Origin of the sequence: Janthinobacterium sp. UMAB-56 (assembly GCF_900095265.1) — a bacterium.
Lineage (GTDB): Bacteria > Pseudomonadota > Gammaproteobacteria > Burkholderiales > Burkholderiaceae_D > Janthinobacterium.
Window position 1 is genome coordinate 85,184 of sequence record NZ_LT607658.1, and the last position, 26,322, is coordinate 111,505.

Here is a 26,322-nt window from a genome sequence, read left to right on the forward strand (position 1 = left end):
CATGTACGCGGTCATAAAAACCGGTGGCAAACAATACAAAGTTGTCGCTGGCGAAAAACTTAAAGTAGAACAGATACCGGCAGACATTGGTTCCGAAATCACCATCGATCAAGTTCTCGCAGTAGGCGCGGGCGACACCATTAAATTTGGTGCGCCATTGGTCGAAGGTGCAACGGTACTGGTTACGGTTGTGGCGCATGGTCGCCATGATAAGGTCAAAATTTTCAAGATGCGTCGTCGTAAGCATTACCAAAAGCATCAAGGCCATCGCCAGAATTTTACCGAAATCCAAATCGTTTCGATCAACGGCTAATCGCCGCTGTTTGAATTAATCAGCTATCAAGGAGTCTTAAATGGCACATAAAAAAGGCGGCGGCACAACGCGAAACGGCCGTGATTCAGAATCAAAACGTCTGGGCGTTAAAGTCTACGGCGGCCAAGCTATCAATGCTGGCGGCATCATCATTCGTCAACGCGGCACGCCAGTGCGCGCCGGCGAAGGCGTAGGCATGGGCAAAGACCACACCTTGTTCGCGTTGATCGCGGGCAAAGTGAAGTTCGTTGTCAAAGGTGCTGGCTCGAAGCAATTCGTGACCGTTGTACCTAACGCAGCAGTACCAGCGTAATTCATCGCGGGGCGCCAGTTCGCTCCGCTGTGATCGCATGATGTAAGGCGCAAGCCTTCAATCGAAAGGCTCTGCCCAAGGTAGAGCCTTTTTAGTTTTATGGCGGCAAAATTATGAAGTTTATCGACGAAGCAAAAATCGAAGTCATCGCGGGCGATGGCGGCAACGGCTGCGCCTCTTTCTGCCGTGAAAAATTCCGGCCTTTCGGCGGCCCCGATGGCGGCGATGGCGGCAAGGGCGGCACCATTTGGGCAGTCGCCGACCGCAATATCAACACGCTCGTCGATTTCCGCTTCTCCAAAATGCACAAGGCTCGCAATGGCGAGCCTGGCCGTGGCGCAGATTGCTATGGCAAGGGCGCCGATGACATCCACCTGCGCATGCCGGTCGGCACCTTGATCATCGACAACGCGAGCGGCGAAATCCTGGCCGATCTGACCGAACACGGCCAGACCGAAATGCTGGCCAAGGGCGGCGAAGGCGGCTGGGGTAATATCCACTTCAAGTCCTCGACTAACCGTGCACCGCGCCAAAAAGGCGAGGGCAAGGAAGGCGAACGCCGCGAACTGCGCCTGGAACTGAAAGTACTGGCTGACGTGGGCTTGCTGGGCATGCCGAACGCCGGCAAGTCGACGTTCATTTCGGCCGTCTCGAACGCGCGCCCGAAAATTGCCGATTACCCATTTACCACCCTGCACCCGAACCTGGGTGTGGTGCGCGTGTCGCACGAGAAGAGCTTTGTGATCGCCGATATTCCCGGCTTGATCGAAGGCGCTTCCGAAGGCGCGGGCCTGGGCCATCAATTCCTGCGCCACTTGCAGCGCACGGGTCTGTTGTTGCACATCGTCGACCTGGCGCCGTTTGAAACCAACGTCGATCCTGTCAAGGAAGCCAAGGCGCTGGTCAAGGAATTGAAGAAGTACGACGAGTCGCTGGTCGACAAACCACGCTGGCTGGTGTTGAACAAGCTCGACATGGTGCCGGAAGAAGAGCGCAAGAAGATCGTCAAGGACTTCCTCAAGCGTTTCGCCTGGAAGGGTCCCGTTTTCGAGATTTCCGCACTGAACCATCAGGGTTGCCCGGAACTGGTGAATGCGATCTACCAGCATCTGGAAGAGAAGAAACACAGCGAAAGTCGTGCCGAAGAAACGCAGATGACCGAAGAAGCGCGCGGTATCTCGTCGATCGACCCGGATGATCCGCGTTTCAAGATCCTCGACTAAGAGCCTTACCCCGATGTCGGTACAGACGGCCGCTGCCGCGCCAGCGCGCAAGCAAGTGTGGCAGCGCCGTGTATTGCATCTGATCGCGTATGCTTACGGGCTGAGCGCGGTCGCCTGTCTGCTGTTCGCCGATGAAATGGCGGCCGGCATGGGCATCTTCCTCAATGGCGTCAATGGCTACAGCCAGTTCTACGCCACTCATGTCGGTGTCTGGGGCGCTACCGCGCTGCTGGCACTGTTCGCGGCAGGGCAGGGCGAACCGCCTGTCCTCGGCGATATCACTGCAATGTTGGTCCTGGCGCAGCCCGCCGGCCGTTTGTACGCGGCCATCAGCTTTGGCTTGCCCCAGGGTTTTGTGTTGTTCATGTGCGCAATGGAGCTGACGGCGGGGCTGGCCTTGCTGCTGCTGCGTCCTGCGCGCTGACGTCTATAAAGTGAAGAGCGCCGCCCCATGGATTCCGTGATTCAAAAAGCTACCCGTATCATCATCAAAGTCGGCTCTTCGCTGGTCACCAACGATGGCCGCGGACTCGATCATGCCGCCATCGCGCGCTGGGCTGCGCAGATTTCCGGTTTGCGCGCCCTGGGCAAGGAAGTCGTTCTCGTCAGCTCCGGCGCCATCGCCGAAGGCATGCTGCGCCTCGGTTTCGAACAGCGCCCTACCGATATCCACGAATTGCAGGCGTGCGCCGCCGTCGGTCAGATGGGCCTGGCGCAAATCTATGAAAGCAGCTTCCGCGCCCACGGCCTCGGCACGGCGCAAGTGCTGCTGACGCACGCCGACCTGGCCGACCGCGAACGCTACCTGAATGCCCGCTCCACCCTGACGACCCTGCTGCGCCTGGGAGTGGTGCCGATCATCAATGAAAACGACACGGTCGTCACCGATGAAATCAAGTTCGGCGACAACGATACCCTGGGCGCCCTGGTGGCCAACCTGATCGAGGCCGATGCGCTGGTCATCCTGACCGACCAGCACGGCCTGTTTTCGGCCGACCCGCGCAAAGACCCGAATGCTTACCTGATTACGCAAGGCATTGCCGGCGATCCGGCCCTGGAAGCGATGGCCGGCGGTGCCGGCAGCAGCCTGGGGCGTGGCGGCATGCTGACGAAAATCCTCGCCGCCAAGCGCGCTGCCAAGTCCGGCGCCCACACGATCATCGCCTGGGGCCGCGACAGTGACGTGCTCAGCCGTCTGGCGCAGGGCGAGGCGATCGGCACGCAATTGCGAGCACAAACGGGGCAATTGACGGCGCGTAAGCAGTGGATGGCCGATCATCTGCATACGGCCGGCGCCGTCGTGTTGGATGCCGGTGCCGTGCAGAAGCTGCGCCAGGAAGGCAAGTCTTTGTTGCCGATCGGCGTGACGGGCGTGAACGGCGAATTCGGCCGCGGCGCCGTGATCACCTGCGTCGATGCTGCCGGCGTGCCCGTGGCGCGCGGTCTGTCCAACTACACGAGCGGTGAAGCGCGCCGCATCATGCGCAAGCCCTCCACCGAGATCGAGTCGATACTCGGCTACATGGAAGGCCATGAGCTGATTCATCGCGACAATATGGTGTTGGTGTAGGCGGCAACGTGGCCGGTGCCTGCACCGGCCACGGCCTACAGTTGTCCGTAACGGAAGCCCACGCCCAGGGCCAGCGGCCATTTCAGCCACAACAGCAGCAGCAATCCCCCATACCATAGCGTGAAGAGTCCGTGCACGAGCGGTGCCGGCAGGTAGCGCAAGAGAAATTGGTACACCTTAACTCCCAGGTAACAGCGGTGCGAACAGCACCGTCAGACAAGACCAGGCCGCCAGCAAGTCGCTGGTCGACGTCAGCGCGAAGCTGAGTATGACAAATTGCAAGGTCAAGAACCAGCTGAAGACACGCCACAGGGCGTAGCGGCGTAATTGCTCCGCCCATGGCATGTGCTTGCCCCACAGGTGGACGATGGCCAGGCCGGCGCCGTGGAACAATCCCCAGGCCAGGTAGCGCGGCGACAATTCATGCCACAAGCCCAGCACCATCATGCTGCCCAGGCTGGCAAACAGGTATTGATGCGTGTGCGAGAGGATGGGGCGAAAGACGAAATCGCGGCACCATTCCGACACCGTGATGTGCCAGCGGCGCCAGAAATCGGACAGGTTACGGGCAGCAAAGGGGAAATGAAAGTTTTCCGGCACGCGTATGCCCAGCAATGCGGCAAAGCCGATGGCTATATCGCAATAGCCCGAGAATTGCCAGTACAGGTTCAAGCCATAGCCCACCAGCGGGAGGTAGGCATCGAGCCAGGCGTTTCCGGTGGACAGATTCAGAGTGTTGAATTTGAAATTGAGAAGATACCCTGCGAGTAAAACCACCTTGCAATAACCGTACAGCATGCGCTGCAAGGCTTGCGAAGCGAGTTGCCTGTCCCACCGCGCGCGCAATAGTTCCATGCGGAAGGCATCGTAACGCTGGACCGGACCGACGGCCAGGGTGGGTGGGAAGAGCAGATAACCCAGCGTAGTGCCGGCGCGGCCATCGCGCGCGATGCCACCGCCGTCATGCTCGGCGATCAGGTGCCAGGCTTTCAGCGAGACGAAGGCGTAGCCCAGGTAAGCGGCCAGGCCGTGACTGGCTTTGGCATACTGGTAAGCGATAAAGGCGAGCAGCACGCCGGCCAGACCCAGCGTTTGCATCATGGCCGGGCGGTGCCATTGCGGACCGCAGATGAGGGCCAGCCACGCCAGCAAGGCGCTCCAGGCTGCCACGTTGCGCCAGCCATCATGTGCGAGCAAGATGGCGCCGCCCAGTGTCAGCAGCCAGGGCCGCCATACAGGCGGCAGGCGCCAGTAGAGCGGGATCAGCACCAGCATGCTCAGCATGCCGAAGGTTGTCATCCACACCATGTTAACGTTCGTCCCGCAGTTGCTGCAATTGCGCGGCCCACCAGGGGGCGAACAGGCGTGCGCCAGCCGCGTTCATATGGCTGCCGTCAAAGTACAGGTCTTGCTGTGAGAAATGAGGTGATGCAATGTAGTTGACCAAGGGGCCGGGCGGGAGTGCCCGCCGCAACTGTTCTTGCCAGCGTTTCTTTTGTGGAGCAATGACTTGTTCCACGAATTCGGAGCGACGCAGTTCGAGAACGATGATGTGTATGCCGCGCTGCGACAAGCGCCGCAGTCGGTCAGTCAACGCTAGGTTGATCGCACCATGGGAGAATATGGTTTGCAGGTTGTTGGCATTCTTGAGGATCAGCTGTTTCTTTTTATCCTGTGGAAATTCCTCATAGGGCAAAGGCTCTTTTTGGTCTGCCAGTTCCACATAAGCCCGTGGGGGCGCAAAGTGTGCCTGTGCGGTGACTTTATAGGCAGCAGTTCTCATTAATAGGAACAGATCGTCGCGTAGTTGGTCCGTTGCCGTACTATCGGCGAAAAACAGGTTTTCCTCAATAACGAGGACGTTCGGTGGCTTGCTTTCGATTGGCGTCAGGCTCGCTTGCAGTGCGCCCAATCCTGTACCAAGCTTGGTCATGCGCATCCAGCAAATGCCAGGAAGCAGGGCGATTTCATCCATTATCGCGGGAGGGGTGGCCGCCCATAGCAAGGATGAGCCGAGGCCCAGCACGCGTATTGGCGTTTCGCCGCCATACGCAGATGCCAGAAAGCGCTGCGTATGCTTGGTGATGACTGGCTCAGGTTTGGGCTCAAGCCACGGGGCATGGCGCTGCAACGCCAGTAGCGCGACCACACTTACTGCCAGCAATGCGCTGCATAGCCATATGCGCAAAGGAGGTGCTGAGGCCATCTCAGCGCGTCAGCCGTTTGATCAGTTGCACGGTGGCGTCCATCGTTTCCATGTGTACTACATCCGATGGACTCAGGCGCACTTTGAACCGCGTCTCCAGTCCGATTACGAAATTGATATGCGCCAGCGAATCCCAGCCTGGCGTATTCGCGGGACCTGAATCACCCTTCAGTACGCCTGCTTGCAAGTTGAACAGGCTCGTGGCCAGTGCAAAAATGTCTTCCTGCTGATTGCCGTGCGCGCTTGCTTCCTTGGGACCAAGCGATAGCGCGTGCTGCAACTGTTCCGTGATGACCTTGCCGGATGGCGTGCGCGGCAATTGACCGGTAAAACTAATGCGTTTCGGCAATTCGTGTGCCCCCAGGTGCTGGGCGCAATGCTGGAGCAGTTGTTGCTGATCCGCCTCCATGCCGGGGCGCAATACGACGCAGGCGACGGGGATTTCTCCCCAGGTCGGGTCGGGCAGGGCGACGGTCGCCGCTTCCAGTACGGCCGGGTGTTGCAGCAGCACGCTGTTGATGGCTTCCGGCGACAGGTTGTAGCCGCCGCAAATGATCACGTCCTTGAGGCGCCCCGTGATCCAGTACACGCCATCGCTGTCGCGCCGTGCCAGGTCGCCCGTATGCAGCCAGCCGTCGCGCAGCACTGCAGCGGTTGCTTGTGGATTATCAAGATAACCATGCATCAGGTTGGCTCCTTGCAGGTACAGTTCTCCTGCCTCATCGCAGCCGGCCTCGCCGCCATCCTCGCGCACGATTTTGGCCAGCATGTCGCGAGGCACGCCCACGCTGCCGATCTTGTGGCTGGCGGCATCCGGTCCCGCATACAGGCCGCAAGCACCCGTTTCGCTCAAGCCATAGGTATTGATGAGTTTTACCTTGAAACACTGGCTGAAGCTGGTCCAGGTGGCTGGACTCAGGGGAGCACTGCAGGAAATGGCGAAGCGGAAATGGCCATTGTCGAAATTTTCCGCCAGGTGGGCGCCATATTGCTGGAGCAGGGCCAGCGCTGTCGGCGCGGCGATCAGATGGCTCACCTGTTCGCGGTAGATGGCAATTAAGATGGCTTCGATGGCGACAAGGCTGAAGGGCGCGGGACGCACCAGAGTACAGCCCCGCTGGTAAGCCAGCAGCACGCCTTGCACCAGGCCATCGGCGTGCGACAGCGGCATCAGGTTCAGCAGGCGGGATGCGGATGTCAGTGCGTAATGTTCGCCTATGGTCTGCAGGTGTGCGAGCAGGGCGGGCCAGTGCATTTCCACGCCTTTCGGCCTGGCCGTGCTGCCCGATGTGAATACGACGTAGGCGGGCCCTTCCTGCCTTGCCTGTGGCAAGGGCACCGGCGCTGGGGCTGCCAGCAGGCCAGGCCAATTGTCCAGGTCCGCGGGTGGCCGCCGCCCCAGCAATTTGCTCAACAGCGCTCCCTTGGCCTGGGCCGCGCCGACGCAGATTTGCTGCGTTGGCAAGGGCAGATCCTGGGTGCGCCATAGCGCGATTGCATCCGCATCGGCAATGACTGCATCGATGCGCGTATGTTCCAGCAGATCCTTGACTTGTCGTACGGAGGTGCCCGGATCGAGCAGCAGGGGAATGGCGCCGGCCCGCATGCAGCCGAGCAGCAAGGGGACAAATGCCAGATCGTCGCGCACCATCAGCAGCACGCGTTTATGTTGCAGTTCGCTTGCGATCAGCCTGGCCGCCACTTGCAGCAGTTGTTCTTCCAGATCGGCGTGCGACAACGACCTGGGGCCGATCAGGAATGGCGTATTCGCAGGCGTGGGACGGGTGTGAAACATGGTGAGCGGGTCGCTTATGATGAGATTGAATGAGCCAGTGCGCGACGGTCGAGTTTTCCTGCCGCCGTATAGGGCAAGGTTGCCTGCAGGCGCAATTCGCGGGGGAAGGCGTCGATTTGCGCATGTTGGCGGCAAAAGGCGACAAAAGCGGGAAAATCGAAGCCGTCGTCGACCACCAGCATCCCGATCAAGCCCTGCGGCCCGGCAGTGACCGCCGCTTGCCGTACCAGCGGATAGCTGCACATGGCGTGTTCGAGCGGGGCGGGATGGACGATGTCGCCATATTCATTCTTGAGCTGGTCATCGTGCCTGCCCAGCAGGGTGATGTTGCCCAGGCCATCGTGGCTGGCAATGTCGCCCGTGTAGATCCAGCCGTCGCGGGCAATGGCGGCAGTTTGCGCCGGATCTCCCCAGTACGCGCTCATCAGCTGGTTGCTGTGCACGCGTAGCTCCCCAGCTTGGCCCGGCCCAAGCGGCAGACCCTTGCCATCGCAGATTTGCACCACGGCGCCTACGGGACGGCCGCACGCTTGCGTGGCACCGGAAGCGTGCTGGAACAGCATGCACAGGCCGCCCGTTTCCGTCAGTCCGTAATAATCGATGATGGCAAGCCGCATGCGCTCGCTCAAGGCCGTGTGCAGCGCCGATTGCAGGGGCGCGCCCGTGCAAATGATTTGCCGCAAGCTGGCCGGGTGCAGGGTCAGGTGTGCGGGCAGCCGCTGCAGCATGGCCAGCCAGGCGGGGCCTGTCGCCAGCACGGTCACGCCATGGCGTTGCACCGCCTGCAAGGTCTTGCCGACATTGCCGCGTTCGCTTTCATCGGCCAGATACACGCTGGCGCCGGCAAACAGGGCGGCGACCATGGGGTTGCGCAAGCCGCTCATGGTGTGGCAGTCGCCCAGCGACAGCAGTATGTCGCCGTCGTGCCAGCCAAATTCCGTGGCCGCCAGCTGGCCGCTCTGCATGAGGGCACGCTGGCTGTGGACGACGCCCTTGGCCGTGCCGGTGCTGCCGGAGGTAAACAAAATCACGGCAGGATCATCGGGGTGGATGCCATGGCCGGACAGCTCCGGTGTGGGCGGCAAGTCCATCCAGCCTTCCAGCAAGGCCGACAGTTCAGGCAATGCACAGTCTGGCGGCAAGAGCGCTGCGGCTTCGTGGCCGATATCGTCGAGCAGCAGCGCCGGGCACGGTGCCAAAGCGGCGGCGCTGTAGCGGGAATGATCGAGCACGAGCAAGGCGGGTTCAATGCGTTCAAGCAAGGGTTGCAGCAAGGCAGGCGTGTCCGCGAGTTCCTTGCGCAGCGGAACCACGACCGCACCGATGCGCCAGCAAGCCCAACTGAGCAGCACCGCTTCAGGGTGTTGGGCGCACAGCATGGCGACGCGGTCGCCTGCGCGAACGCCCATCGCCAGCAAGCCCCGTTGCAGCGCCGGCACGAGCAGTTCCACTTCCGCCCAGCCAAATGCGCTGTCGTCCATTCCACACAGCAGTAGCGGGCGTTGCTGGTACAGCGTGGGCAGTAGTTGCCACAGATATTCGAAAGTTTCTTCCTGTGGCAGGGGACGCACGATCTGGCTGGCATAGTAGGACTGCAAACGGGCCATGGCGCCGCTGATGGGCGCCATCTGCAGCAGTTCGGTATCGACCATGCTTTTTGCTTGCTGGCAAACGTATTCCACGGGCAGGTGCAGGCGCTGCGCCACCTGTTCCAGCGTGCGCAGCTGGCCCAGCTGAAACAGGATCTGCAATTGCTCGGCACTCAGTGTTTGTTGTCCCAGACGCGCCAGGCGTTCCGCATAGCAGGGATGGCGCAGCAGCAAGTCTTGCATCAAGCCGCCCAGCGCGTTTGCATCGGGGATGGCGCAGCCATTCAGGCTGTCTATTTGCAGCAGGGCATTGACGATGGCGCGCGATGCGGGCAAGGCCAGGTCGAGATCAGCCTGGCGCAGGGGTGCTCCTTCCCATGTGGGCGGCACCAGCGCCACCAGACCGTTGTAATGTGCAGTGTCCGGCTCGCCATGCAGCTGTCCCCTGGCGTCGAACAGGGTCACTTCCGACATCACCAGCGTCTTGCGTGCGCCGCGTGCTTGCGCAGCATCAAAGCGCTGCTGATAGCTCCGGCCGTGAAGGATGTTGCCGCCGCGCTCGAAGTACGGCGCGGGCTGGCTGTTGGCCATGTGTACGTGCGGGAAGATGATCGGCGCGTCGCTGCGGGCGATGCGCAGCATGTCGCCGGCAAAGGTCAATGGTGCATAGCGATGCAGTGAGTCGAGGCCGTGAATCAGCGCGAATGTGCCATCGCGAAAAGGCATGGGACTGCCCGGTGGCAAGAAAATGATGTCATGGTTGGGCGCGCGCTGTCCTGCGGGCAGCCAGTGCGCGTATCCCCTGTAACCGAGCACATCGAAATTGCCTTCCCATACAGAAATGACATGTTGCTGGGGAAATGCCGCCGCCAGCATTTCGCCACTCCAGCCCGTACGGCCCCAGGTATCGAGGATGACGTCGCCTGGATGCAACTGCTCCCTGGTCAGGTCCAGCAAGGCATAAAAGGCGCGGCTCGATTCATTGAAAGGCTGGAAGGCGGCGTAGCGGTCGGGAATGCGGCGCACATGGCGGCGGTGCATGAAGGACAGATACTCAGCGCTGGGCGTCAGCTGGGCACGCAGCGCCGACAGCATCTGGGCATCGCAGCCTTGCCGCGCTTCCGTGAAGAGCGCGAAGCCCTGTATGACGGGAATGTCGATGGCGCATGCCGGACAGTGCAATACTGCTTCCAGCAACGGTGCCAATGCCCCGGCTGGTGTGTTGCTGTGCAGGGGCAGGCGGCAGGCGGGACAAGCCAGGATATCTAGTGTTGTGTGCAACATGGTGTCGCCGTTCGTAAGGGCATGTTGTCAGACCACGGCCGGCATCGGCGACTTGCTCTTGTAGTCGCACAGGTCGGCAATCATGCAGTTCCAGCATTGCGGCTTGCGCGCCGTGCATGTGTAGCGGCCGTGCAAGATGAGCCAGTGGTGGGCGTCATGCAGGAATTGCTTGGGTATGAATTTGAGCAGCTTTTGCTCGACGATATCGACATTCTTGCCTGGCGCGATGCCGGTGCGGTTCGAGACGCGGAAGATATGCGTGTCGACCGCCATGGTCGGTTCGCCAAACGCCGTGTTCATGACCACATTCGCCGTCTTGCGGCCGACGCCGGGCAAGGCTTCCAGCGAGGCGCGGTCGCGCGGCACTTCGCCGCCGTGCTGATCGAGCAGAATCTGGCAGGTGGCGATGACGTTCTTGGCCTTGGTACGGAACAGGCCGATGGTGCGGATGTAGCTGGCCAGTTCGTCCACGCCCAGCGCCAGTATCTGGGCCGGGGTATTGGCGACCGGATACAGCAAACGCGTGGCCTTGTTGACGGACACGTCCGTCGCCTGCGCCGACAGCAGCACGGCGATCAGCAGTTCGAACGGCGTCGTGTAGTCGAGTTCCGTTTTCGGGGAAGGATTGGCGGCGCGAAAGCGCGTAAAAATTTCCAGGCGTTTGGCGGCGTTCATGCGTCTTTTTTCGGGGCGTTGGGGACAGGTGTTTCGGTTTGGGCAGCGGCGCTGGCGGCCGCCTTGGCGCGTGCGCGCTCCATGGCGGCGGCGATGATGGCGCGCTTGCGTTCCTTTTCCGCCTGTTCATCGGGCGTGACGGGCACTTCCTGCGTCACTTCCTGCATCTTGGCGACGGCCTTGGCGGCCAGGCGCGCGTCGTTGGCCTCGGCTTCGCGGCGCAGGCGCAGCGTGCGGAAATCGTGGCGCGCGCGCGCGTCGTCGGCGTCCATCTGGCTCCATGCATCCCAGCCCGTGGCGTCGCCGCTGACCGGATACATGACGATGCAGTCGACGGGGCAGGGCGCTATGCACAAGTCGCAACCCGTGCACAGATCGGAGATTACCGTATGCATCTGCTTGGCGGCACCGATAATGGCGTCTACCGGGCAAGCCTGGATGCACAGGGTGCAGCCGATACAGAGCGATTCGTCGATGTAAGCGACCGATCGCGGACGTTCGAGGCCGTTGACGGGATTGAGCGGAATGACTTTTTTGCCCAGCAAGCCGGCCAGGCGCACGATGCCTTGCGCGCCGCCCGGTGGGCACTGGTTGATGTCGGCGCTGCCTGCGGCAATCGCGTCCGCATACGGGCGGCAGCCGTTGTAGCCACATTTGGTGCATTGCGTTTGCGGCAGCAAGTCTTCGATCTGGTCGGCAAGTGAGGGAGGGGCGGGATGCGGCACGGTCGTCTTTAATACGCTAAAACATCATTATCGGCCATCTGAGCCGCCTGCAAGTAAAAACCTGTATCGCGTGAGGGGCATAGCGCATGCCTCGGCTGGCTGTTGCGGGCGCGCCGCAATCGTAATTTATTTCCTGTGGGAATGTCAAAGTGCAAATAAACAACTTTGCATTTCCTTTTTTTTGTGGGAGCATGATTTTTATCAAGTCAGTAATCAAAAAAAGCCGACCGCCAGTCCTGTTGCCGCGTCTGTACTGCGAGGTGCGCCAGGCCATAGGAGCAAAACATGCGTTTCCTCGGGACAGTTGGTTTGCCCTTCTGTTTATTCATGCACGCCACACTTGCCCTTGCACACGGGCAGGCTAGCGCCCCCATGGCGGCGCCGGGCCTTGCCAGTTCGCGCATCGTCCGCTTCGCTGCGGACGACTGGCCGCCCTTCATTTCCCGTAGCCTGCCCGCCGATGGCGTGTCGGGCGCCATGGTCAGTGCCGTTTTCGAGCGTCTCGGCTATACGGTCAGATATGAATATTTTCCCTGGAAGCGTGCCATGCAGTTTGGCCTGGCCAGTTCCCGCTATGCCGGGCTGCTGGCCGTCTGGCGCACGCCGGAACGGGAAAAACTCTGCCACTTTTCTGTTCCGGTTGGCAACACGCAGGCTGTGCTGGCCTATCTGAAGGAGGATGGCGTGCCCGGCGCGAGCCTGGCGGAGCTGGGCAAGTTGCGTATTGGCACCGTGGCCGGCTACTCGAATGGAGAACAGTTCGATGGCATGGTGGCGCGCGGCGAGTTGAAGACGGAAGAGGGCTTGAACGACGCCACGAATCTGAAGAAACTGTTCATCAAGCGTTACCGTGTGATTGTCATCGAGCGCCATGTGCTGCAGCACTTGCTGATGGGACGCAACTTCAGCAAAGCCGAAAGGGAGCGCATCGGCATCATCGATAGCGTCTTCAAGGAGCGCCCCGTGCATGTGTGCTTCCAGCGCGATGCCGAAGGCGCCGCCCGGCAAAAACGCTTCAACGAGGCGGCGCGCGATATCGACACGGCCCGCCTCGAGCGCGACTACTGGAAGCGGCTCGACCAGAGTCTGGCGACCGCCCCTTCCACTCCCTGACGTCCTGCGTCACTGACGCACTGTGGGTGTGCCGTGCGCCGCCCATGCATGGCTCATGCGATGAAGAAGCCGGACGCGGGCGAGCCGGGAGTCGGGCAGGTCTTTGTCAAGATGCGTCCGACGGCAACAATCAAGCGTGCATGTGCCAGGCATAAAAGAAAACGGCACGCAGGCTAGCCTGGCGTGCCGTTTTGATAGAAACGCTGCGGATCAGGAATGTTTCTGGATGAATTCGCCGATTTTCGGGCAAATGATCTCGCGCCAGCGGCGGCCCGAGAAGATGCCATAGTGGCCGCATTTCGGCGCCACGAAGTCTTGTTGCATCTCGGCGGGAATGCCGGAACACAAGTCATGCGCCGCCTGCGTCTGGCCGGCGCCGGAAATGTCGTCCAGTTCGCCTTCTACGGTGAATAGCGCCACATTCGTGATGTCTTGCGGACGCACCAACTGGCCGCCCACTGTCCAGGTGCCCATCGGCAGGCTGAACTCCTGGAACACGGTCTTGATGGTTTCCAGGTAGTACTCGGCCGGCATGTCCAGTACGGCGTTGTACTCGTTGTAGAACTGGCGGTGGCCTTCCGCCGGCTCGTCATCGCCCGTCACCAGGTGCATGTAAAACTCGCGGTGGCTTTGCGCGTGGCGGCCCGGGTTCATGGCGATGAAGCCGGCGTGCTGCAGGAAGCCCGGATACACCTTGCGGCCAAAGCCCGGGTAGTTCGGCGGCACCGCGTAGATCACGGTGTTTTCAAACCACGAGAATTTCTTTTCGGTCGCCAGGTTGTTCACTTGCGTGGGCGAACGGCGCGGGTCGATCGGTCCGCCCATCATCGTCATGGTTTTCGGCATGTGCGGATCTTTGGCCGTCGCCATCAGCGAGATGGCCGCCAGCACGGGCACGGTCGGTTGACAGACGGAAATGACGTGCAGGTCAGGCGCCAGCAGGCGAATGAACTCCTGCACATAATAAATGTAGTCGTCCAGGTGGAACGGGCCTTCCGTCAGCGGTACCATGCGCGCGTCCGTCCAGTCGGTGATGTAGACATCGTGCTCGGCCAGCAAGCCGCGCACGGTATCGCGCAGCAGGGTCGAGTGATGACCGGACAGGGGGGCAACCAGCAAAACTTTGGGCTGTTGCAAGCCAGTGGCTTCTTTTTTGAAGTGAATCAGGCGGCAAAACGGTTTTGTCACGACAACGTGTTCGCGGATGTCGACGCTCTCGCCTTGGACGAGAACGGATTTGATATCGAATTGTGGTTTTTCGTAGTCTTTGCCAAGGCGGTACATCAGCTCGTAGCCGGCTGCGATGCGTTGCGAAAACGGGGTGTGGGCCAGTGGAGAAACCGGGTTGGTAAATAACTTGGAGGACATGTCTGCCCATTGCATCACCGGAGTGAGGAAGGAGCGTTGCAGTTCGTGCAGTTGGTAAAGCATATAGAGTCCTTGTTTAATTCCAAGCGCCAATATCGGCTCAAATATCATAATCCATTTTTACGATATTTGTGGAGGACAAAATGTGCTTTACCGCGCATAGCGTCACAGTTTGCGCATTGCCGTGACAGCGCGCCACACTTGCGTGGATAGACTCGCAACGATGTTTTAAAAGCAAAAAAGCAGCGTTTCCGCTGCTTTTTATACATTTTTTTTGCCGTCATGCCCCTGCGGGAAGCGTCCCCCTGCAAGCGCTGCCGCGGCAAGTGCCGTGCGCTTAGCGCACCAGCATGTCGAGCTTGTCCTTGACGTCCTTGTACTGCTCGGCTTCCGGCAAGGCCGCTTTCGTCTTGGTGATCGAAGGCCAGTTACGCGCCAGATCGACGTTGATCTTGATGAAGGCTTGCTGGTCGCCCGGCACGTCTTCTTCCGCGAAAATCGCATTCACCGGGCACTCTGCCACGCAGACGGCGCAGTCAATACATTCGTCCGGATCGATCGCCAGGAAGTTCGGGCCTTCCCTGAAACAATCTACCGGGCAGACATCAACGCAGTCGGTATAGCGACAGGCGATGCAGGATTCGGTGACAACGTGGGTCATAACAGTCCTATCAATTTGGGGGGAGGTGCTGTAGCGCCTGCAGGAACCTCGGCGGCGCATACTAAAGCAAAGCATTGTATTTTAAGGCAATTCGCTATTTCTCACAAATCCCGCTTATATACAATACATATAAGCAAATTCATTTTTTGACAGTGCCGTTGCCGCGCAACGCGTGCAATTCAGCGACTATCCGGGACGTTGCCATGTAGAACGCGGCAAGAAAGCGACAGTCGCCGCCTGCGGCAGGGCGCCGGGCAGGCGGCGCAGGGGCTTGCCGTGTGGTGTTTTTGTTTTACCCACATCAAGATCGGTAAAAATAAGTGCCAGAACAATCAGGCGCTGGCGCGTATTTGCGTCAGCAACTGTTGCCAGCGTGCATTTTCAGCACTGCCATCCTCGGCAAAGGTGATGCTGCGGCGCGCGGTGGGTGCCTCGACGGTGATCTGCCAATGGGGGATATCGGCGCCAAGCTGTTCGCCCCTGCTCGGCGGGTGCGTGAAAAAACCGCTGCTGGCCAGTGCCGCTTCCAGTCCGGGGCCGGCCGGGTGAGCTTGCGTATCGATGTCGTACTGTTCGCTCAGGCCGGCAAAGCCGCCGCTGCTGCGGGCTGAAATTTTCATGCTGCTCCTTCTTGACGATGGTGGTGAGGACGGTGGTGGGGACGTGATACGCCATGCCAACGCCTGAGGCGGACTGCTGGCTGGTCTGCGGCATAAGGCGCTTAGCGTGGGGCGTAACTGCGGCACCAGGCCGCCAGCGCTTCGCGCTCCACTTCCAGCAATTGATCCGATTCGCTGTATTCGGCATGGTTCATGGTACCGCAGCAGGCGCGCCTGTCTTGTACGGCACCCTCGTCATCGACTGTATCTGCGACAAAGCGCATTTGCCCATCCTCCGCCATGGCTGAGGCCTTGAGTACTTCGCGCACGGTAAAGCTGTTGCGGATGAAAACGAGGTAGGCGTCGTTGCCGTCGGCCTCGGCGATCGTCAGCATGTGGCCGGCCACGTCGGCATACGTGGCCGCATGGTCGGGCGACGCCAGCAGCGCGCGCAAGACCAGGCGGCGCATGTAGTCGCCGCAGCGGTGCAGCACGGCCGCGTCATCTTCCAGCTGGGGCTGGCGTTCGTGGGCAAAGATGTCGGCCAGGATGTCGTAGATGGCGCCTGTGAACACTTGCGAGATGGCATGTACTTCCGTGCCTGCCTCCGATAATTTGATGTCGTTGTCGGCGTTGCGCAAACCGTTCGGCCGACCCAGCGCCAGGCCGAACTGTTCCGCCAGGTCGGCCAGGAAGGTTTTGTCGTGCAGGTCGGATTTCGTTTGGACGATCACCGCTTCGACCTGATCCAGCTGCGACAGGGCCAGGAAGATGGCCGTCAGGTCGCCGAACGATTCGTGCAATCCGCCCGTCTGCGGTGGATTATTGTTGAGCAGCCAATTGGGCTTGAGGCCATCGAGAATGGCGTGCCCTGTTTCATGCGAGACGATGTCGAGCGAACGGCAGGTGTAGACGCGCTCGGTAGCGCCGCTGGGAATGAAGTCACCGAACTTGAGGGCCTTGTCGCTGCGGCTGTAATAGGCATTCATGACATTGGGCAAGCCGTGCGGGAACACGCGCAGCGGGGCCGTGTTGCTGGCGCTATTCCATTGCCAGGGCAGGGGCGGCGCCGTGTCGTTGCTGGCCAGCGCGCGCTGGTACATGGTCAGCGTCATGCGCACGATGGCAAAGGTATGCACGGCATCGAACTGGTCGGTGTTGGGCGAGACGATGAAGTCGCCAAAAGCGTTCGGGCTGACCTGGGCGATGCCCGGCTCGCCAAAAGTGATGCGCGCGTCGCGCGGGCCTTGCAGGGTCAGGCCGGGCAGGAAGGCCTTGCGCATGCCCAGTTCGCTCACGGACGGGTCTTGCTTCCAGATCAGCACGCGCGAACCGACGGGCACGGCGGCCAGGTAGCGGACCGTTGCCTCTGTCAAACGTGGCTGGCCCGGTTGCAGGGTCAGTTGCGCACTCTTGCGGTGCAGGCGATATGGCGCCGAAGGGGTAGGGACATAGCCGACGGGCAGAGACACGCATTTGCTCAGCACGGCTTCGACCGGCACGATGACTTTCTGGTCCATGGTAGCTCTCCAAGATACGCGCAACTGGAACTGCGATAGTCGGCCCGCTTGGCTGGTTTCGGTTTGATTCGGCGCAAGTGCGGCGCAAGAAACAGCGGTTTTTTCCGTGTGCCGGCGTTCCCCATGGCTGCGGCTGTCGCGTGGCGGCTGGTATGATGCTGGCCGTATTACACCGTTTTTATAATAAAAGGATCGTTTGATGGCGGATATAAATATAGTTCAGCAACATAAGCTGACAGCAGTAAAGGCGCGCGAAGCGGCGCAGCAAGTGGCCGACAAGCTGGCCCAGGAATATGACCTGGCGTGCGCCTGGGATGGCGATGTGCTGCGCTTCGAGCGCAGCGGCGTCGATGGTTCGCTGACCCTGGAAAAAGAGCAGGCGCAACTGCAAATCAAGCTGGGCTTCATGCTCAGCGCCTTCGCTTCCACCATCGAAGGCAAGATTGCCGAGAAGATGCGCAAGGTGTTTACCGAGCCAGCTTGAGTGCCTTGCACCCGCTGGTATGACGCTTCTTTGGTGCCAGGGATGGCGCGGCGGCGGGAGGGCGAAAAGATGCAGCAAACAGGCGTCCTTTCGCCGCTCTACCCCCTTTTTCTGTGTTGGACCGTGCGCTGGCGAACATTGCTAGCACATTTCTATTTGGAAAGCCATTGGACTTTGGTGGCTTTTTGCGTTATACTTGGTACATATTTACAACAGCTACCCCGCGTTTCACCCTCTGCTTCGCAGTACTCCCACTCGCTGAGTGGTGAATAATTCTTCGGGTTTTACACCCGCATCCAGTTAAAAGTAGCTTGGTCGATTTTTTCGGTCAAATACATTTGGTGCCATGTATTTGCATGGCGCTAGCGTTGTTAAAAGTCCTGAACCACAGCCTCTTTTAGCACGCACACGGCACCCCGGCATCGGCTTTGGCCATCGGCTGGTCACACGCGTGTCACCCCCTGTTTCCTGTCGCTCCCGTGCGCTCTTGCGCCGTGGCGTAGCCGACGCAACAGGGTTTGCTGATTCCCGCCGCAAGCTAGCAGCTTGCTGGGTTTCATTCCATTCGTCAAATCGAGGGAGAACCACATCGTGGCAAAACAAATTATTATCGACCAGGTGTTCAAAGTGTTCGGCGACAAGCCAGAAGAAGCACTTGAACTCGTCCGCCAGGGCGTACACAAGCAGGAAATCCTGGCCAAGACCGACTGCACCATCGGCGTTTTCGACGCCACTTTTACTATTGAAGCAGGCGAGATCTTCGTCATCATGGGCCTGTCCGGTTCGGGCAAGTCGACCCTGGTGCGCATGCTGAACCGATTGATCGAGCCAACCGCTGGCCGCATCCTGATCGATGGCAACGACATCAATACCTTGCCGGACGCCCAACTGCGGGCCCTGCGCCGCAAGGACATCAGCATGGTGTTCCAGTCGTTCGCGCTGCTGCCGCAAATTACCGTGCTCGACAACACTGCCTTCGGCATGGAACTGGCCGGCATGCCCAAGGCTGAGCGCCATGCGCTGGCCCAGCAAGCGCTGGAGCAAGTGGGCCTGGACGGCTATGGCGCCAGCTATCCCGACGAATTGTCGGGCGGCATGCAACAGCGCGTGGGCCTGGCCCGTGCGCTGGCCTGCGATCCCTCGATTTTGCTGATGGATGAAGCATTTTCCGCGCTCGACCCGATTATCCGTACGGAAATGCAATCGGAACTGCTGCGTTTGCAGCAAATCAAGCGCCGCACCATCGTCTTCATTTCGCATGACCTCGACGAAGCCATGCGCATCGGCGACCGCGTTGCCATCATGAAAGACGGCCACGTGGTGCAAGTGGGCACGCCGGAAGAAATCCTGCGCAAACCTGCCAACGATTACGTGCGCAACTTCGTGCGCGGCGTCGATGCAGCGGCCGTCTTCAAGGCCAGCGATATCGCTCGCAAGAGCCAGATCGTGGTGTCCGAGTCGCCGAGCCGCGGTTCGCGCGCCGCGTTGTCGATGCTGGAAGAGCAGGATCGCGCCTTTGCGTATGTCGTCAATCCGCAGCGCAAATTCCTCGGCGTCGTTTCGGCCGACTCCTTGCGCAATGCGCTCGACGGCCATGTCGGCCCGCTGGGCCTGGCGCATGCCTATCTGCCCGACGTGCAGACCATCAACGCAGACGAGCCAGTTGCCGGCCTGTTCGGCCAGGTGGCGCAACTGCCTTACGCCGTCCCTGTGGTGGCCAATGATGGCAGCTTCCGCGGCGCCATCAGCAAGACGACCTTGCTGAAGTTCCTCGACCGCGATACGCCAGCCATTGCCGAGCCACAACAACAGAAAGGACAAGCATGAATCCAAGCACCGTTTCCACAGTAGAACCTGTTGTTGAACAGGCCGCTCAAATCAATCCCTGGGCGCTGACGCCGCCCACCGACGCCAGCACCGCGTGGCTCGACGCCGCCGTGCCTGCCGTGCAGCCGGAACATGCGAGCGGCTTTCACCTGACGCAGATTTTCGACGGTTCGCTGCCGCTGGAAAGCTGGATCAACCAGGGCCTGGGCTGGGTCGTTGCGCATTTCCGCCCCTTCTTCCAGGCCGTGCGCGCGCCGATCGACAGTGTGCTGTCCGGCGTGGAAGGCGTGCTGCTGGCGGCACCGTCGCTGACGGTGATCGCCATCATCGGCTTGCTGGCGTGGCAATTTACCAGCCGCACCCTGGCCATCGGCACCGTGCTGGCGCTGCTGCTGGTGTCGATGCTGGGCATCTGGCCGGAAGCCATGACCACCCTGTCGCTGGTATTGACATCGCTGGCCTTCTGTCTGGCCATCGGTTTGCCGCTGGGTATTTTCCTTGCCAGCAGCGACCGCGCGCAGAATATCCTGCGCCCCTTGCTTGACGCCATGCAGACGACGCCTGCCTTCGTCTATCTGGTGCCGGTGGTGATGCTGTTTGGTATCGGTAATGCGCCGGGCGTGATCGTGACGATCATCTTTGCCCTGCCACCGCTGGTGCGCCTGACCAACCTCGGTATCCGCCAGGTGCGTCCCGACCTGATCGAAGCGGCCCGTGCCTATGGTGCCTCGCCGTGGCAGTTGCTGACCCGCGTGCAATTCCCGCTGGCCATGCCGTCCATCATGGCTGGTATTAACCAGTCGCTGATGCTGTCGCTGTCGATGGTCGTGATCGCCTCGATGATCGCCGTCGGTGGCCTGGGCCAGATGGTATTGCGCGGCATCGGCCGCCTGGATATGGGTCTGGCAACAGTGGGTGGTCTGGGCATTGTGCTGCTGGCCATCACCCTGGACCGCTTGACGCAAGCGATGGGCCAGCCACGCCGTGGCGTGCGCCATTGGTACCAGACGGGTCCTACCGGTTTCGTGCTGCGCCTGGTGCGCGGTAACACGGAAAAAAATAATGTTGAACAGCAAGCAACGCTGGCCAACGCACAATAAAGGATACACATGCATCAAATTGACAATTTTAAAGTGACGCAAAAATCGCAACGCAAGTTCAAGCTGTTTTCAGCCCTGGCCATCGCGGCCCTGGCCCTGACCACCAGCCTGGCCATGGCACAGGCGCCGGCCGCCCCGGCCGATGCGCTGCCCGGCAAGGGCGTCAGGGTGCAAGCCTTGCAAAGCTCGATCGCGGAAGAAACCTTCCAGACCATGCTGGTCGACAAGGCCCTGGAAAAGCTCGGCTATGACGTGCAGCCGATCAAGGAAGTGGAATATCCGACCGCGCATATCGCCGTCGCCAACGGCGACGCCACCTTCATGGCCGTGCACTGGGACCCGATGCACAAGGATTTCTATAACAATGCGGGCGGCGATGCCAAGTTGCTGCGCACGGGCCAGTATGCCGGTCCTGCCGCGCAAGGTTATTTGATCGATAAAGCGACTGCCGAGAAGTACAACATCACGAATATCGACCAGTTGCGCGATCCTACCCTGGCCAAGCTGTTCGACCATGATGGCGATGGCAAGGCCGACTTGACCGGTTGCAACCCCGGTTGGGGCTGCGAAGCGCTGATCGAACACCACATGGATGCGTACAAATTGCGCGAGACGGTGACGCACGTGCAGGGCAGTTATGCGGCCCTGATTGCCGATACCCTGGGCCGCTACAAGCGTGGCGAACCCATCCTGTACTACACGTGGACGCCGTACTGGGTCAGTGGCGTGCTGGTGCCGGGCAAGGACGTGGTCTGGCTGAAAGTGCCATTCTCGGCCAATCCGGACAAGGTAAATACCCGTCTCGACGATGGCAGCGATTACGGCTTTGCCGTCAACACGGCGCGCATCGTGGCCAACCGGGCCTGGGCGGAGAAAAACCCGGCTGCGGCCAAGCTGTTCGAAGTGATGCAATTGCCGGTGGCGGACATTAATGCGCAGAACGAGCGCATGCGTCGCGGCGAAAACACGCAGGCCGATATCGCCCGCCATACGGCCGGCTGGATCAAGTATCACCAGCAAAAATTTGACGGCTGGATCGCGCAAGCGCTGGCGGCGGCAAAAAAGTAAGTTTGCGGCGGCTACCGGCGTAAAAAAAAGTGGCTACCATTGCGGTAGCCACTTTTGCGTTAACGCGCTGTTTTGGTGGTTTTTCGTGAGTTTTTAGGCGTTTTCGGCCAGTTTCAGGTGCAAAATGGGGAAGGGCTTGCCGAACGGGTCGAGTTCGGAACGGCTTTCCACGATAAAGCCCAGGTGACGGTAAAAGCCATGGCCTTGCGCGTTGTGCTCGTTGACATCGACGGCCGTGGCTTCCAGGCTGGCAATGGCGTACTGGACCAGCGTGCGGCCGGCGCCGCTGCCGCGCTGTTCCGGGTGCACGAACAGCATCTCGATCTTGGCGTGCTCGACGCACAGGAAGGCATAGGCGCTGCCACCGGCATCGCGCAGCACGCGCAGCAGGCCTTCGGCTGTCACTCTTGCCAGCTCATCGCGCACGAAGGGCGTCAGGAAGGCGATATCGCTGTCGGCGAGGAAATCGTGGGTGGCGCGGACTGATTGTTGCCAGACATCGAACAAACGGGGCAGGTCGGCGGCGTGCGCCAGGGAAGTTGGTGATGGTGTCATACGTAAATAATAACATTGCCCCGGCGCCTGCCGGGGCAGCGAAGAATCAATCCTTCAAGTCTTCGATCAGGTCGATGTACTGCTGTTGCGCCTCTTCTTTCGAGGTGCCGGCCAGGGCCGCCCAGGCGTCGAACTTGGCGCGGTTGACGAAATCGGTCATGCCGGGACGCTCGCCCGTGGCATCGCCGCTCGACGCTTGCTTGAACAAGGCGTAGATTTTCAACAAGGTCATATTGTCCGGACGCTCGGACAGGGTCTTGGAATCGAGCTGCGCTTGTTCGAATTGCTCTTGTAAACTCATGATGGCTCCTGTGTGCTGATGGAATCGCTGGAAAAGTGCGGCAGGCCTGGCGGAGTGGCCACCGTGCGTGCTGCAGTACCTGACATCATAGTGAAAAAAGGGCGCCGCGCATTAGAGGGGAACTTCAAAAAAAAAGCGCCGCCGCTGAGTGAACAGGGGCGGCGCCAGGCGCAAGCGCTTGAGCGCTGCGCAAGCTGTTCTTAGACGCCCAGCAGTTCGACGTCGAAAATCAGGGTGGCGTTCGGTGGAATCACGCCGCCGGCGCCGCGTGCGCCATAGCCCAGTGCTGCCGGGATGATCAACTGGCGCTTGCCGCCCACTTTCATGCCTTGCACGCCTTCGTCCCAACCCTGAATGACGCGGCCGGCGCCCAGCGGGAATTCGAATGGGTCGTTGCGGTCCTTGCTAGAATCAAATTTCGAACCGGCGCTGCCGTCGTCGTTTTGCAGCCAGCCCGTGTAATGCACGACAACATTGTTGCCGGCTTGCGCTTCAGCGCCTTCGCCAACGACGGTATCGATGTATTGCAGGCCGGAAGCAGTAGTGGTGGTGGTCATGATAATCCTTGTGTAGGCGATGAAAGCTTCAGATTGTAGAGCAATGAGTTGCAAAGCGCCATTCCAGCCGGGCGCAGGCAAAAAGGGGAAGTGACGGCGAAGTGTGGCGGCCGCTTGCATTTAAGGGGGGATTTCACACAATAAATACAGTGTTCCACGTAAAATGCCTGTTTTGCATTTAACAGTGATTTTTTCCATGTTCCGCAGTCTACGCCGCCTTGTTTTTTCCTCGCTGTGCCTGGTTTCCGCAATGTCTACGGCGCAAGCCGAAGTGGTGGTGGTGCTCAATTCCCGTGATGCTACGGTGCAACTGCTGGATCAGAAAACCTACGCTCCCCTGTCCACCTTTGCTGTTGGCAAGGAACCGCATCACCTGATGGAAACGCCGGACGGCAAGTCGCTGATCGTTGCCAGTTCTGTCGGCAACGAGCTGATTTTCCTCGACCCCGTCTCGGGCCAGATCCAGCGCCGCATCAGCAACATCCTCGACCCTTATCAGATCGGCTTTTCGCCGGACCAGAAGTGGTTCATCTCGAACTCGCTGCGCCTGGACCGCATCGACCTGTATCGCTACGACGGCAAGAACCTGACCCTGGCCAAGCGCATTGCGCTGCCGAAGCTGCCCAGCCACATGGCGTTCACGGCCGACAGCAGCATGGCCTTCATCACGCAGCAGGGCAGCAACCAGGTCAGCGCCATCGACCTGGCTACGCAAACGGTGAAATGGACGATGCCTGTGGGCCCCGCGCCAGCCGGCATCACCATGACGCCCGATGGCAAGCATTTGCTGGTGGGCATCATGGGCAGCGATTACGTGGAAGTGATCGACTGGCGCACGCAAAAGACCATCAAGCGCATCAAGGCGGGGGCCGGCACGCATAATTTCCGCGCGCTCGGTGACAATCGCATGACGTTTGTCTCGAACCGCGTGTCGAACACGATTAATATCATCGACCAGCAAACCCTGGAAAACGTGGGCACCATCAATGTGCCGGGCGGCCCGGACTGCATGGAAATCACGCCCGATGGCAAGACCATGTGGGTGACCCTGCGCTGGATCAAGAAAGTGGCCGTGATCGACCTGACGACGCGCAAGGTCATCAAGACGATACCGGTGGGCCGCTCGCCCCATGGCGTGTATTTCGCCACTCATTCGCCGCGCATGTGATGATGCAGCGTCTTATTCTGACTGGCGGCCTGCCCGCCGTGCTGCTGTGCACCAGCGCCATGCTGCCGCCCGCCCATGCGGGCACGCCTGTTGTCGCAGCGGTATCTTCAGCGCCGGCCGCCTGCAAGGGCACCATCTATATGACGTTCGACACGGGCAGCCAGTCGCAAGCGCAACTGATCGCCGACGTGCTGAACAAACGTCATGTGAAGGCAACTTTCTTCCTGGCCAATGAAAAGACCACGCGCGGCGACTATTCGCTCGACCCGTCGTGGGCGCCATACTGGAAAGCCAGGGTCGCCGAAGGCCATGCGTTCGGCACGCATACGTTTGACCACGTGTACTGGAAGAAGGATCTGGCCAACGGCTTGATCCAGGTCAAGCCCCAGTTCAGCAAGGAGGGCGGCAAGCTGGCGTCCTTCACCGACAAGCAGTTCTGCGAGCAATTGCGCCGCGTCGATACACGCTTCCAGGAGTTGACCGGGCACAAGCTCGATCCGTTCTGGCGCGCGCCGGGCGGCTACACCTCGCCGCGCACCCTGGCCGCTGGCAGCGCCTGCGGCTACCAGCATGCGGGCTGGGCGCCGGCCGGCTACTCGGGCGATGAGCTGCCCAGCGATAGGTATCCGAATGCCATGCTACTGAAAAAAGCCCTGGCGAACTTGCGCAGTGGCGACATTTTTATTGCCCACATGGGCATCTGGTCGCGCAAGGACGCGTGGGCGCCCGCCAACCTGGATGCCTTGATTTCCGGCTTGCAAGACAAGGGTTTTTGCTTTGCCACGCTGCGCGAGCATCCTGCCTATGCGCAAAAGAAGGGCCAGCCATGATCGCCGCCGACCTCAGCGCCATCGTGCAACTGGCCATCGATGCCGTGGTCGACGCCTTTGGCGTGGCGCAAGGCTGGCTGTTCCAGACTGTGGTGAATCCCCTCGTGTATCACCTTGGCTTTGGCGAATTCACGGAAGAAGCGTTCGAGGGCACGGAGTGGCTGCTGATCGGCCTGTGCGAACTGGTGCTGCTGTTTCTCGTGCTGCGCCCGCTCGAAGCCTTGATTCCCGCGCAAAAGATCAGCGACCCGCGTGCCCGCTGGAACGACTTTATTTACACGGTGCTGCATCGCATCGGCCTGTTTTCCGTGCTGGTCTTCTTCACGCTCGATCCGCTGATGGATGCCTTGGCGGGTGCTTTGCGTTTCGATAATATCCATCCCCTGAACCTGGAGTCGCTATTGCCCGGCATCAGTCCCTTGCTCAGTTTTATCATTTATTTCGTGATACTGGACTTCGTCGATTATTGCTACCATCGGGCTTCGCACCATGTCGGCTGGTGGTGGGGCTTGCACAGCCTGCATCACAGCCAGCAAAACATGAATTTGTGGAGCGATGACCGCAACCACCTGCTCGATGACTTCCTGCGCGACGTGGTGATGGCCCTGGTGGCGCTCGGTATTGGCGTGCCGCCAGGACAATATGTGTTGCTGGTATCGATTTCGCGCATCTTGCAAAGCTTGCAGCATGCGAATGTGAGGATACACTTCGGCCGCATCGGCGAGCGGCTGTTGATCTCGCCGCGTTTCCACCGCACGCATCATGCCATCGGCGTGGGGCACGAGTCGAAGGGCAAGGGCAGCATGGGCGGTTGCAACTTCGGCGTGGTCTTGCCGATTTGGGATATGCTGCTGGGCACCGCGAATTTCTCGGCCGGCTATGCGCGCACGGGCGTGCGCGACCAGCTGGCCCGCATCGACAGCCAGGGCGCGGGCCGGCCGGGACGCAACTATGGTCGCGGCTTCTGGCAACAGCAATGGCTGGGCCTGCGCCGCATGGTGGAATTTGCAAGAATCAAACGAAAAGGACGTCGCTGATGCGTAATGTGTTGAATTCGTATGGCCGTGCCTTCCTGTCACAGTTGCACGGCAAGATACTGCTGCTGAGCATCGCGCCATTCATCCTGTCGCTGATCTTGTGGGGCGCGCTGCTGTATGTGGGCTTGCAGCCGCTGATCGACAGCTTGCATGCCTTGTTTACCGAATACGATTTCTTCCACACCAGCGGGCAGGTGCTTGCCACCTTCGGCCTGGGCGTGCTGAAAACCGTGATCGTGCCCCTGATCGCCATGTTCATGCTGCTGCCGCTGATGATACTCACGGCGCTGATCTTCATGGGCCTGTTCGCCATGCCGGCCATCGGCCGCCATATAGGCGGGCGGCACTTTCCGCAGCTGGAAAAGCAGCACGGCGGCAGCTTGCTGGGTAGCGTCGGCACCTCGCTGGCCACGTTTTTGCTGTTCATCGTCGTGTGGGTGC

The 26,322-nt window shown here is 60.3% G+C and carries 28 protein-coding genes; 14 read left to right on the top strand and 14 right to left on the bottom strand.

Annotated elements, in window-relative coordinates:
• The first annotated feature begins 1 nt into the window (after position 1).
• The 5 genes from rplU to proB all read left to right on the top strand — a co-directional run bounded on the left by rplU (position 2) and on the right by proB (position 3,419).
• Complete coding sequence (gene rplU, locus K0F85_RS15670; protein WP_038500602.1) at positions 2-313, top strand: 50S ribosomal protein L21; 312 nt, start codon at positions 2-4, stop codon at positions 311-313.
• A 40-nt stretch (positions 314-353) separates the two neighbouring features.
• Positions 354-626: a 50S ribosomal protein L27 gene (gene rpmA / locus K0F85_RS15675; protein ID WP_010395157.1), complete on the top strand. Its 273-nt coding sequence runs from the start codon at positions 354-356 to the stop codon at positions 624-626.
• Between the two features lie 113 nt (positions 627-739).
• Positions 740-1,849, top strand: a complete 1,110-nt coding sequence (gene obgE / locus K0F85_RS15680) for a GTPase ObgE (RefSeq protein WP_034754647.1) — start codon at positions 740-742, stop codon at positions 1,847-1,849.
• 13 nt (positions 1,850-1,862) lie between these two features.
• Positions 1,863-2,273 carry a hypothetical protein gene (locus tag K0F85_RS15685; RefSeq protein WP_219116920.1) on the top strand — a complete coding sequence of 137 codons (411 nt, stop codon included), beginning with the start codon at positions 1,863-1,865 and terminating at the stop codon, positions 2,271-2,273.
• A gap of 27 nt (positions 2,274-2,300) precedes the next feature.
• Positions 2,301-3,419 carry a glutamate 5-kinase gene (gene proB / locus K0F85_RS15690; protein WP_219116921.1) on the top strand — a complete coding sequence of 373 codons (1,119 nt, stop codon included), beginning with the start codon at positions 2,301-2,303 and terminating at the stop codon, positions 3,417-3,419.
• A 35-nt stretch (positions 3,420-3,454) separates the two neighbouring features.
• Here the strand turns inward: proB and K0F85_RS15695 are convergent, their stop codons facing one another.
• Genes K0F85_RS15695 through rsxB form a run of 7 tightly spaced genes read right to left on the bottom strand, consistent with a single transcriptional unit; the run spans position 3,455 to position 11,693 of the window.
• A complete protein-coding gene (locus K0F85_RS15695; protein ID WP_175533213.1) occupies positions 3,455-3,595 on the bottom strand; it encodes a hypothetical protein in 141 nt (46 codons plus the stop codon).
• Position 3,596: 1 nt separating this feature from the next.
• Positions 3,597-4,727 carry an MBOAT family O-acyltransferase gene (locus K0F85_RS15700; RefSeq protein WP_219116922.1) on the bottom strand — a complete coding sequence of 377 codons (1,131 nt, stop codon included), beginning with the start codon at positions 4,725-4,727 and terminating at the stop codon, positions 3,597-3,599.
• 1 nt (position 4,728) lies between these two features.
• Positions 4,729-5,625: a hypothetical protein gene (locus K0F85_RS15705; protein WP_219116923.1), complete on the bottom strand. Its 897-nt coding sequence runs from the start codon at positions 5,623-5,625 to the stop codon at positions 4,729-4,731.
• A 1-nt stretch (position 5,626) separates the two neighbouring features.
• A complete protein-coding gene (locus tag K0F85_RS15710; RefSeq protein ID WP_219116924.1) occupies positions 5,627-7,420 on the bottom strand; it encodes an AMP-binding protein in 1,794 nt (597 codons plus the stop codon).
• A gap of 14 nt (positions 7,421-7,434) precedes the next feature.
• Entirely contained in the window at positions 7,435-10,293 is a 2,859-nt protein-coding gene (locus tag K0F85_RS15715; protein ID WP_219116925.1) for an AMP-binding protein, read from the bottom strand.
• Between the two features lie 27 nt (positions 10,294-10,320).
• Positions 10,321-10,968, bottom strand: coding sequence for an endonuclease III (gene nth / locus K0F85_RS15720; RefSeq protein ID WP_219116926.1), 648 nt, complete (start codon positions 10,966-10,968; stop codon positions 10,321-10,323).
• Positions 10,965-11,693, bottom strand: a complete 729-nt coding sequence (rsxB, locus tag K0F85_RS15725; protein WP_219116927.1) for an electron transport complex subunit RsxB — start codon at positions 11,691-11,693, stop codon at positions 10,965-10,967. The genes nth and rsxB overlap by 4 nt, the downstream gene beginning before the upstream one ends.
• 327 nt (positions 11,694-12,020) lie before the next feature.
• On the opposite strand from rsxB, the gene K0F85_RS15730 reads away from it, so the two are divergent.
• On the top strand, positions 12,021-12,806 hold the full coding sequence (locus K0F85_RS15730) for an ABC transporter substrate-binding protein (protein WP_257572814.1): 786 nt from the start codon (positions 12,021-12,023) through the stop codon (positions 12,804-12,806).
• A gap of 210 nt (positions 12,807-13,016) precedes the next feature.
• On the opposite strand, the gene K0F85_RS15735 is transcribed toward K0F85_RS15730, so the two are convergent.
• The 4 genes from K0F85_RS15735 to K0F85_RS15750 form a co-directional block, all read right to left on the bottom strand.
• Positions 13,017-14,237, bottom strand: coding sequence for a polyhydroxyalkanoate depolymerase (locus tag K0F85_RS15735; protein ID WP_219116928.1), 1,221 nt, complete (start codon positions 14,235-14,237; stop codon positions 13,017-13,019).
• Positions 14,238-14,511: 274 nt separating this feature from the next.
• Positions 14,512-14,835 carry a ferredoxin FdxA gene (gene fdxA, locus K0F85_RS15740; protein WP_010395176.1) on the bottom strand — a complete coding sequence of 108 codons (324 nt, stop codon included), beginning with the start codon at positions 14,833-14,835 and terminating at the stop codon, positions 14,512-14,514.
• A gap of 332 nt (positions 14,836-15,167) precedes the next feature.
• The gene (locus K0F85_RS15745; RefSeq protein WP_219116929.1) at positions 15,168-15,455 is read right to left on the bottom strand and encodes a protealysin inhibitor emfourin; all 288 of its coding nucleotides are present in this window, start codon (positions 15,453-15,455) and stop codon (positions 15,168-15,170) included.
• A gap of 101 nt (positions 15,456-15,556) precedes the next feature.
• A complete protein-coding gene (locus K0F85_RS15750; RefSeq protein ID WP_219116930.1) occupies positions 15,557-16,954 on the bottom strand; it encodes a hypothetical protein in 1,398 nt (465 codons plus the stop codon).
• A 199-nt stretch (positions 16,955-17,153) separates the two neighbouring features.
• Between K0F85_RS15750 and K0F85_RS15755 the strand changes: the two genes are divergently transcribed.
• The 4 genes from K0F85_RS15755 to proX all read left to right on the top strand — a co-directional run bounded on the left by K0F85_RS15755 (position 17,154) and on the right by proX (position 21,433).
• Positions 17,154-17,438, top strand: coding sequence for a polyhydroxyalkanoic acid system family protein (locus tag K0F85_RS15755; RefSeq protein WP_071325161.1), 285 nt, complete (start codon positions 17,154-17,156; stop codon positions 17,436-17,438).
• Positions 17,439-18,029: 591 nt separating this feature from the next.
• Complete coding sequence (proV, locus tag K0F85_RS15760) at positions 18,030-19,265, top strand: glycine betaine/L-proline ABC transporter ATP-binding protein ProV (protein WP_219116931.1); 1,236 nt, start codon at positions 18,030-18,032, stop codon at positions 19,263-19,265.
• Entirely contained in the window at positions 19,262-20,365 is a 1,104-nt protein-coding gene (gene proW / locus K0F85_RS15765) for a glycine betaine/L-proline ABC transporter permease ProW (RefSeq protein ID WP_219116932.1), read from the top strand. Before proV ends, proW begins: the two co-directional genes overlap by 4 nt.
• A 9-nt stretch (positions 20,366-20,374) precedes the next feature.
• Positions 20,375-21,433, top strand: a complete 1,059-nt coding sequence (gene proX, locus K0F85_RS15770) for a glycine betaine/L-proline ABC transporter substrate-binding protein ProX (RefSeq protein ID WP_219116933.1) — start codon at positions 20,375-20,377, stop codon at positions 21,431-21,433.
• A gap of 93 nt (positions 21,434-21,526) precedes the next feature.
• On the opposite strand, the gene K0F85_RS15775 is transcribed toward proX, so the two are convergent.
• The 3 genes from K0F85_RS15775 to K0F85_RS15785 form a co-directional block, all read right to left on the bottom strand.
• The gene (locus K0F85_RS15775; protein WP_219116934.1) at positions 21,527-21,988 is read right to left on the bottom strand and encodes a GNAT family N-acetyltransferase; all 462 of its coding nucleotides are present in this window, start codon (positions 21,986-21,988) and stop codon (positions 21,527-21,529) included.
• 46 nt (positions 21,989-22,034) lie between these two features.
• Positions 22,035-22,289 (bottom strand): acyl-CoA-binding protein, encoded by a 255-nt coding sequence (locus tag K0F85_RS15780; RefSeq protein WP_034782468.1) that lies wholly within the window; start codon positions 22,287-22,289, stop codon positions 22,035-22,037.
• Positions 22,290-22,489: 200 nt separating this feature from the next.
• A complete protein-coding gene (locus tag K0F85_RS15785; protein WP_034760263.1) occupies positions 22,490-22,846 on the bottom strand; it encodes an FKBP-type peptidyl-prolyl cis-trans isomerase in 357 nt (118 codons plus the stop codon).
• 196 nt (positions 22,847-23,042) lie between these two features.
• Here K0F85_RS15785 and K0F85_RS15790 point away from each other — a divergent pair, with 196 nt between their 5' ends.
• The 4 genes from K0F85_RS15790 to K0F85_RS28820 all read left to right on the top strand — a co-directional run.
• Positions 23,043-24,014 carry a cytochrome D1 domain-containing protein gene (locus K0F85_RS15790; RefSeq protein WP_219116935.1) on the top strand — a complete coding sequence of 324 codons (972 nt, stop codon included), beginning with the start codon at positions 23,043-23,045 and terminating at the stop codon, positions 24,012-24,014.
• Positions 24,014-24,844 carry a polysaccharide deacetylase family protein gene (locus K0F85_RS15795; RefSeq protein WP_374198711.1) on the top strand — a complete coding sequence of 277 codons (831 nt, stop codon included), beginning with the start codon at positions 24,014-24,016 and terminating at the stop codon, positions 24,842-24,844. The genes K0F85_RS15790 and K0F85_RS15795 overlap by 1 nt, the downstream gene beginning before the upstream one ends.
• Entirely contained in the window at positions 24,841-25,881 is a 1,041-nt protein-coding gene (locus K0F85_RS15800) for a sterol desaturase family protein (RefSeq protein WP_219116936.1), read from the top strand. The genes K0F85_RS15795 and K0F85_RS15800 overlap by 4 nt, the downstream gene beginning before the upstream one ends.
• The coding region (locus K0F85_RS28820; protein ID WP_257572817.1) for an EI24 domain-containing protein at positions 25,881-26,322 on the top strand (442 nt) is incomplete at its 3' end. The genes K0F85_RS15800 and K0F85_RS28820, both read left to right, overlap by 1 nt.

Bases quoted from the DNA above. Each gene is read 5' to 3' on its own strand.
- rplU (WP_038500602.1), top strand. From the start codon at position 2: ATGTACGCGGTCATAAAAACCGGTGGCAAACAATACAAAGTTGTCGCT.
- rpmA (WP_010395157.1), top strand. From the start codon at position 354: ATGGCACATAAAAAAGGCGGCGGCACAACGCGAAACGGCCGTGATTCA.
- obgE (WP_034754647.1), top strand. From the start codon at position 740: ATGAAGTTTATCGACGAAGCAAAAATCGAAGTCATCGCGGGCGATGGC.
- K0F85_RS15685 (WP_219116920.1), top strand. From the start codon at position 1,863: ATGTCGGTACAGACGGCCGCTGCCGCGCCAGCGCGCAAGCAAGTGTGG.
- proB (WP_219116921.1), top strand. From the start codon at position 2,301: ATGGATTCCGTGATTCAAAAAGCTACCCGTATCATCATCAAAGTCGGC.
- K0F85_RS15700 (WP_219116922.1), bottom strand. From the start codon at position 4,727: ATGGTGTGGATGACAACCTTCGGCATGCTGAGCATGCTGGTGCTGATC.
- K0F85_RS15705 (WP_219116923.1), bottom strand. From the start codon at position 5,625: ATGGCCTCAGCACCTCCTTTGCGCATATGGCTATGCAGCGCATTGCTG.
- K0F85_RS15710 (WP_219116924.1), bottom strand. From the start codon at position 7,420: ATGTTTCACACCCGTCCCACGCCTGCGAATACGCCATTCCTGATCGGC.
- K0F85_RS15715 (WP_219116925.1), bottom strand. From the start codon at position 10,293: ATGTTGCACACAACACTAGATATCCTGGCTTGTCCCGCCTGCCGCCTG.
- nth (WP_219116926.1), bottom strand. From the start codon at position 10,968: ATGAACGCCGCCAAACGCCTGGAAATTTTTACGCGCTTTCGCGCCGCC.
- K0F85_RS15730 (WP_257572814.1), top strand. From the start codon at position 12,021: ATGCACGCCACACTTGCCCTTGCACACGGGCAGGCTAGCGCCCCCATG.
- K0F85_RS15735 (WP_219116928.1), bottom strand. From the start codon at position 14,237: ATGCTTTACCAACTGCACGAACTGCAACGCTCCTTCCTCACTCCGGTG.
- fdxA (WP_010395176.1), bottom strand. From the start codon at position 14,835: ATGACCCACGTTGTCACCGAATCCTGCATCGCCTGTCGCTATACCGAC.
- K0F85_RS15745 (WP_219116929.1), bottom strand. From the start codon at position 15,455: ATGAAAATTTCAGCCCGCAGCAGCGGCGGCTTTGCCGGCCTGAGCGAA.
- K0F85_RS15750 (WP_219116930.1), bottom strand. From the start codon at position 16,954: ATGGACCAGAAAGTCATCGTGCCGGTCGAAGCCGTGCTGAGCAAATGC.
- K0F85_RS15755 (WP_071325161.1), top strand. From the start codon at position 17,154: ATGGCGGATATAAATATAGTTCAGCAACATAAGCTGACAGCAGTAAAG.
- proW (WP_219116932.1), top strand. From the start codon at position 19,262: ATGAATCCAAGCACCGTTTCCACAGTAGAACCTGTTGTTGAACAGGCC.
- proX (WP_219116933.1), top strand. From the start codon at position 20,375: ATGCATCAAATTGACAATTTTAAAGTGACGCAAAAATCGCAACGCAAG.
- K0F85_RS15775 (WP_219116934.1), bottom strand. From the start codon at position 21,988: ATGACACCATCACCAACTTCCCTGGCGCACGCCGCCGACCTGCCCCGT.
- K0F85_RS15780 (WP_034782468.1), bottom strand. From the start codon at position 22,289: ATGAGTTTACAAGAGCAATTCGAACAAGCGCAGCTCGATTCCAAGACC.
- K0F85_RS15785 (WP_034760263.1), bottom strand. From the start codon at position 22,846: ATGACCACCACCACTACTGCTTCCGGCCTGCAATACATCGATACCGTC.
- K0F85_RS15790 (WP_219116935.1), top strand. From the start codon at position 23,043: ATGTTCCGCAGTCTACGCCGCCTTGTTTTTTCCTCGCTGTGCCTGGTT.
- K0F85_RS15795 (WP_374198711.1), top strand. From the start codon at position 24,014: ATGATGCAGCGTCTTATTCTGACTGGCGGCCTGCCCGCCGTGCTGCTG.
- K0F85_RS15800 (WP_219116936.1), top strand. From the start codon at position 24,841: ATGATCGCCGCCGACCTCAGCGCCATCGTGCAACTGGCCATCGATGCC.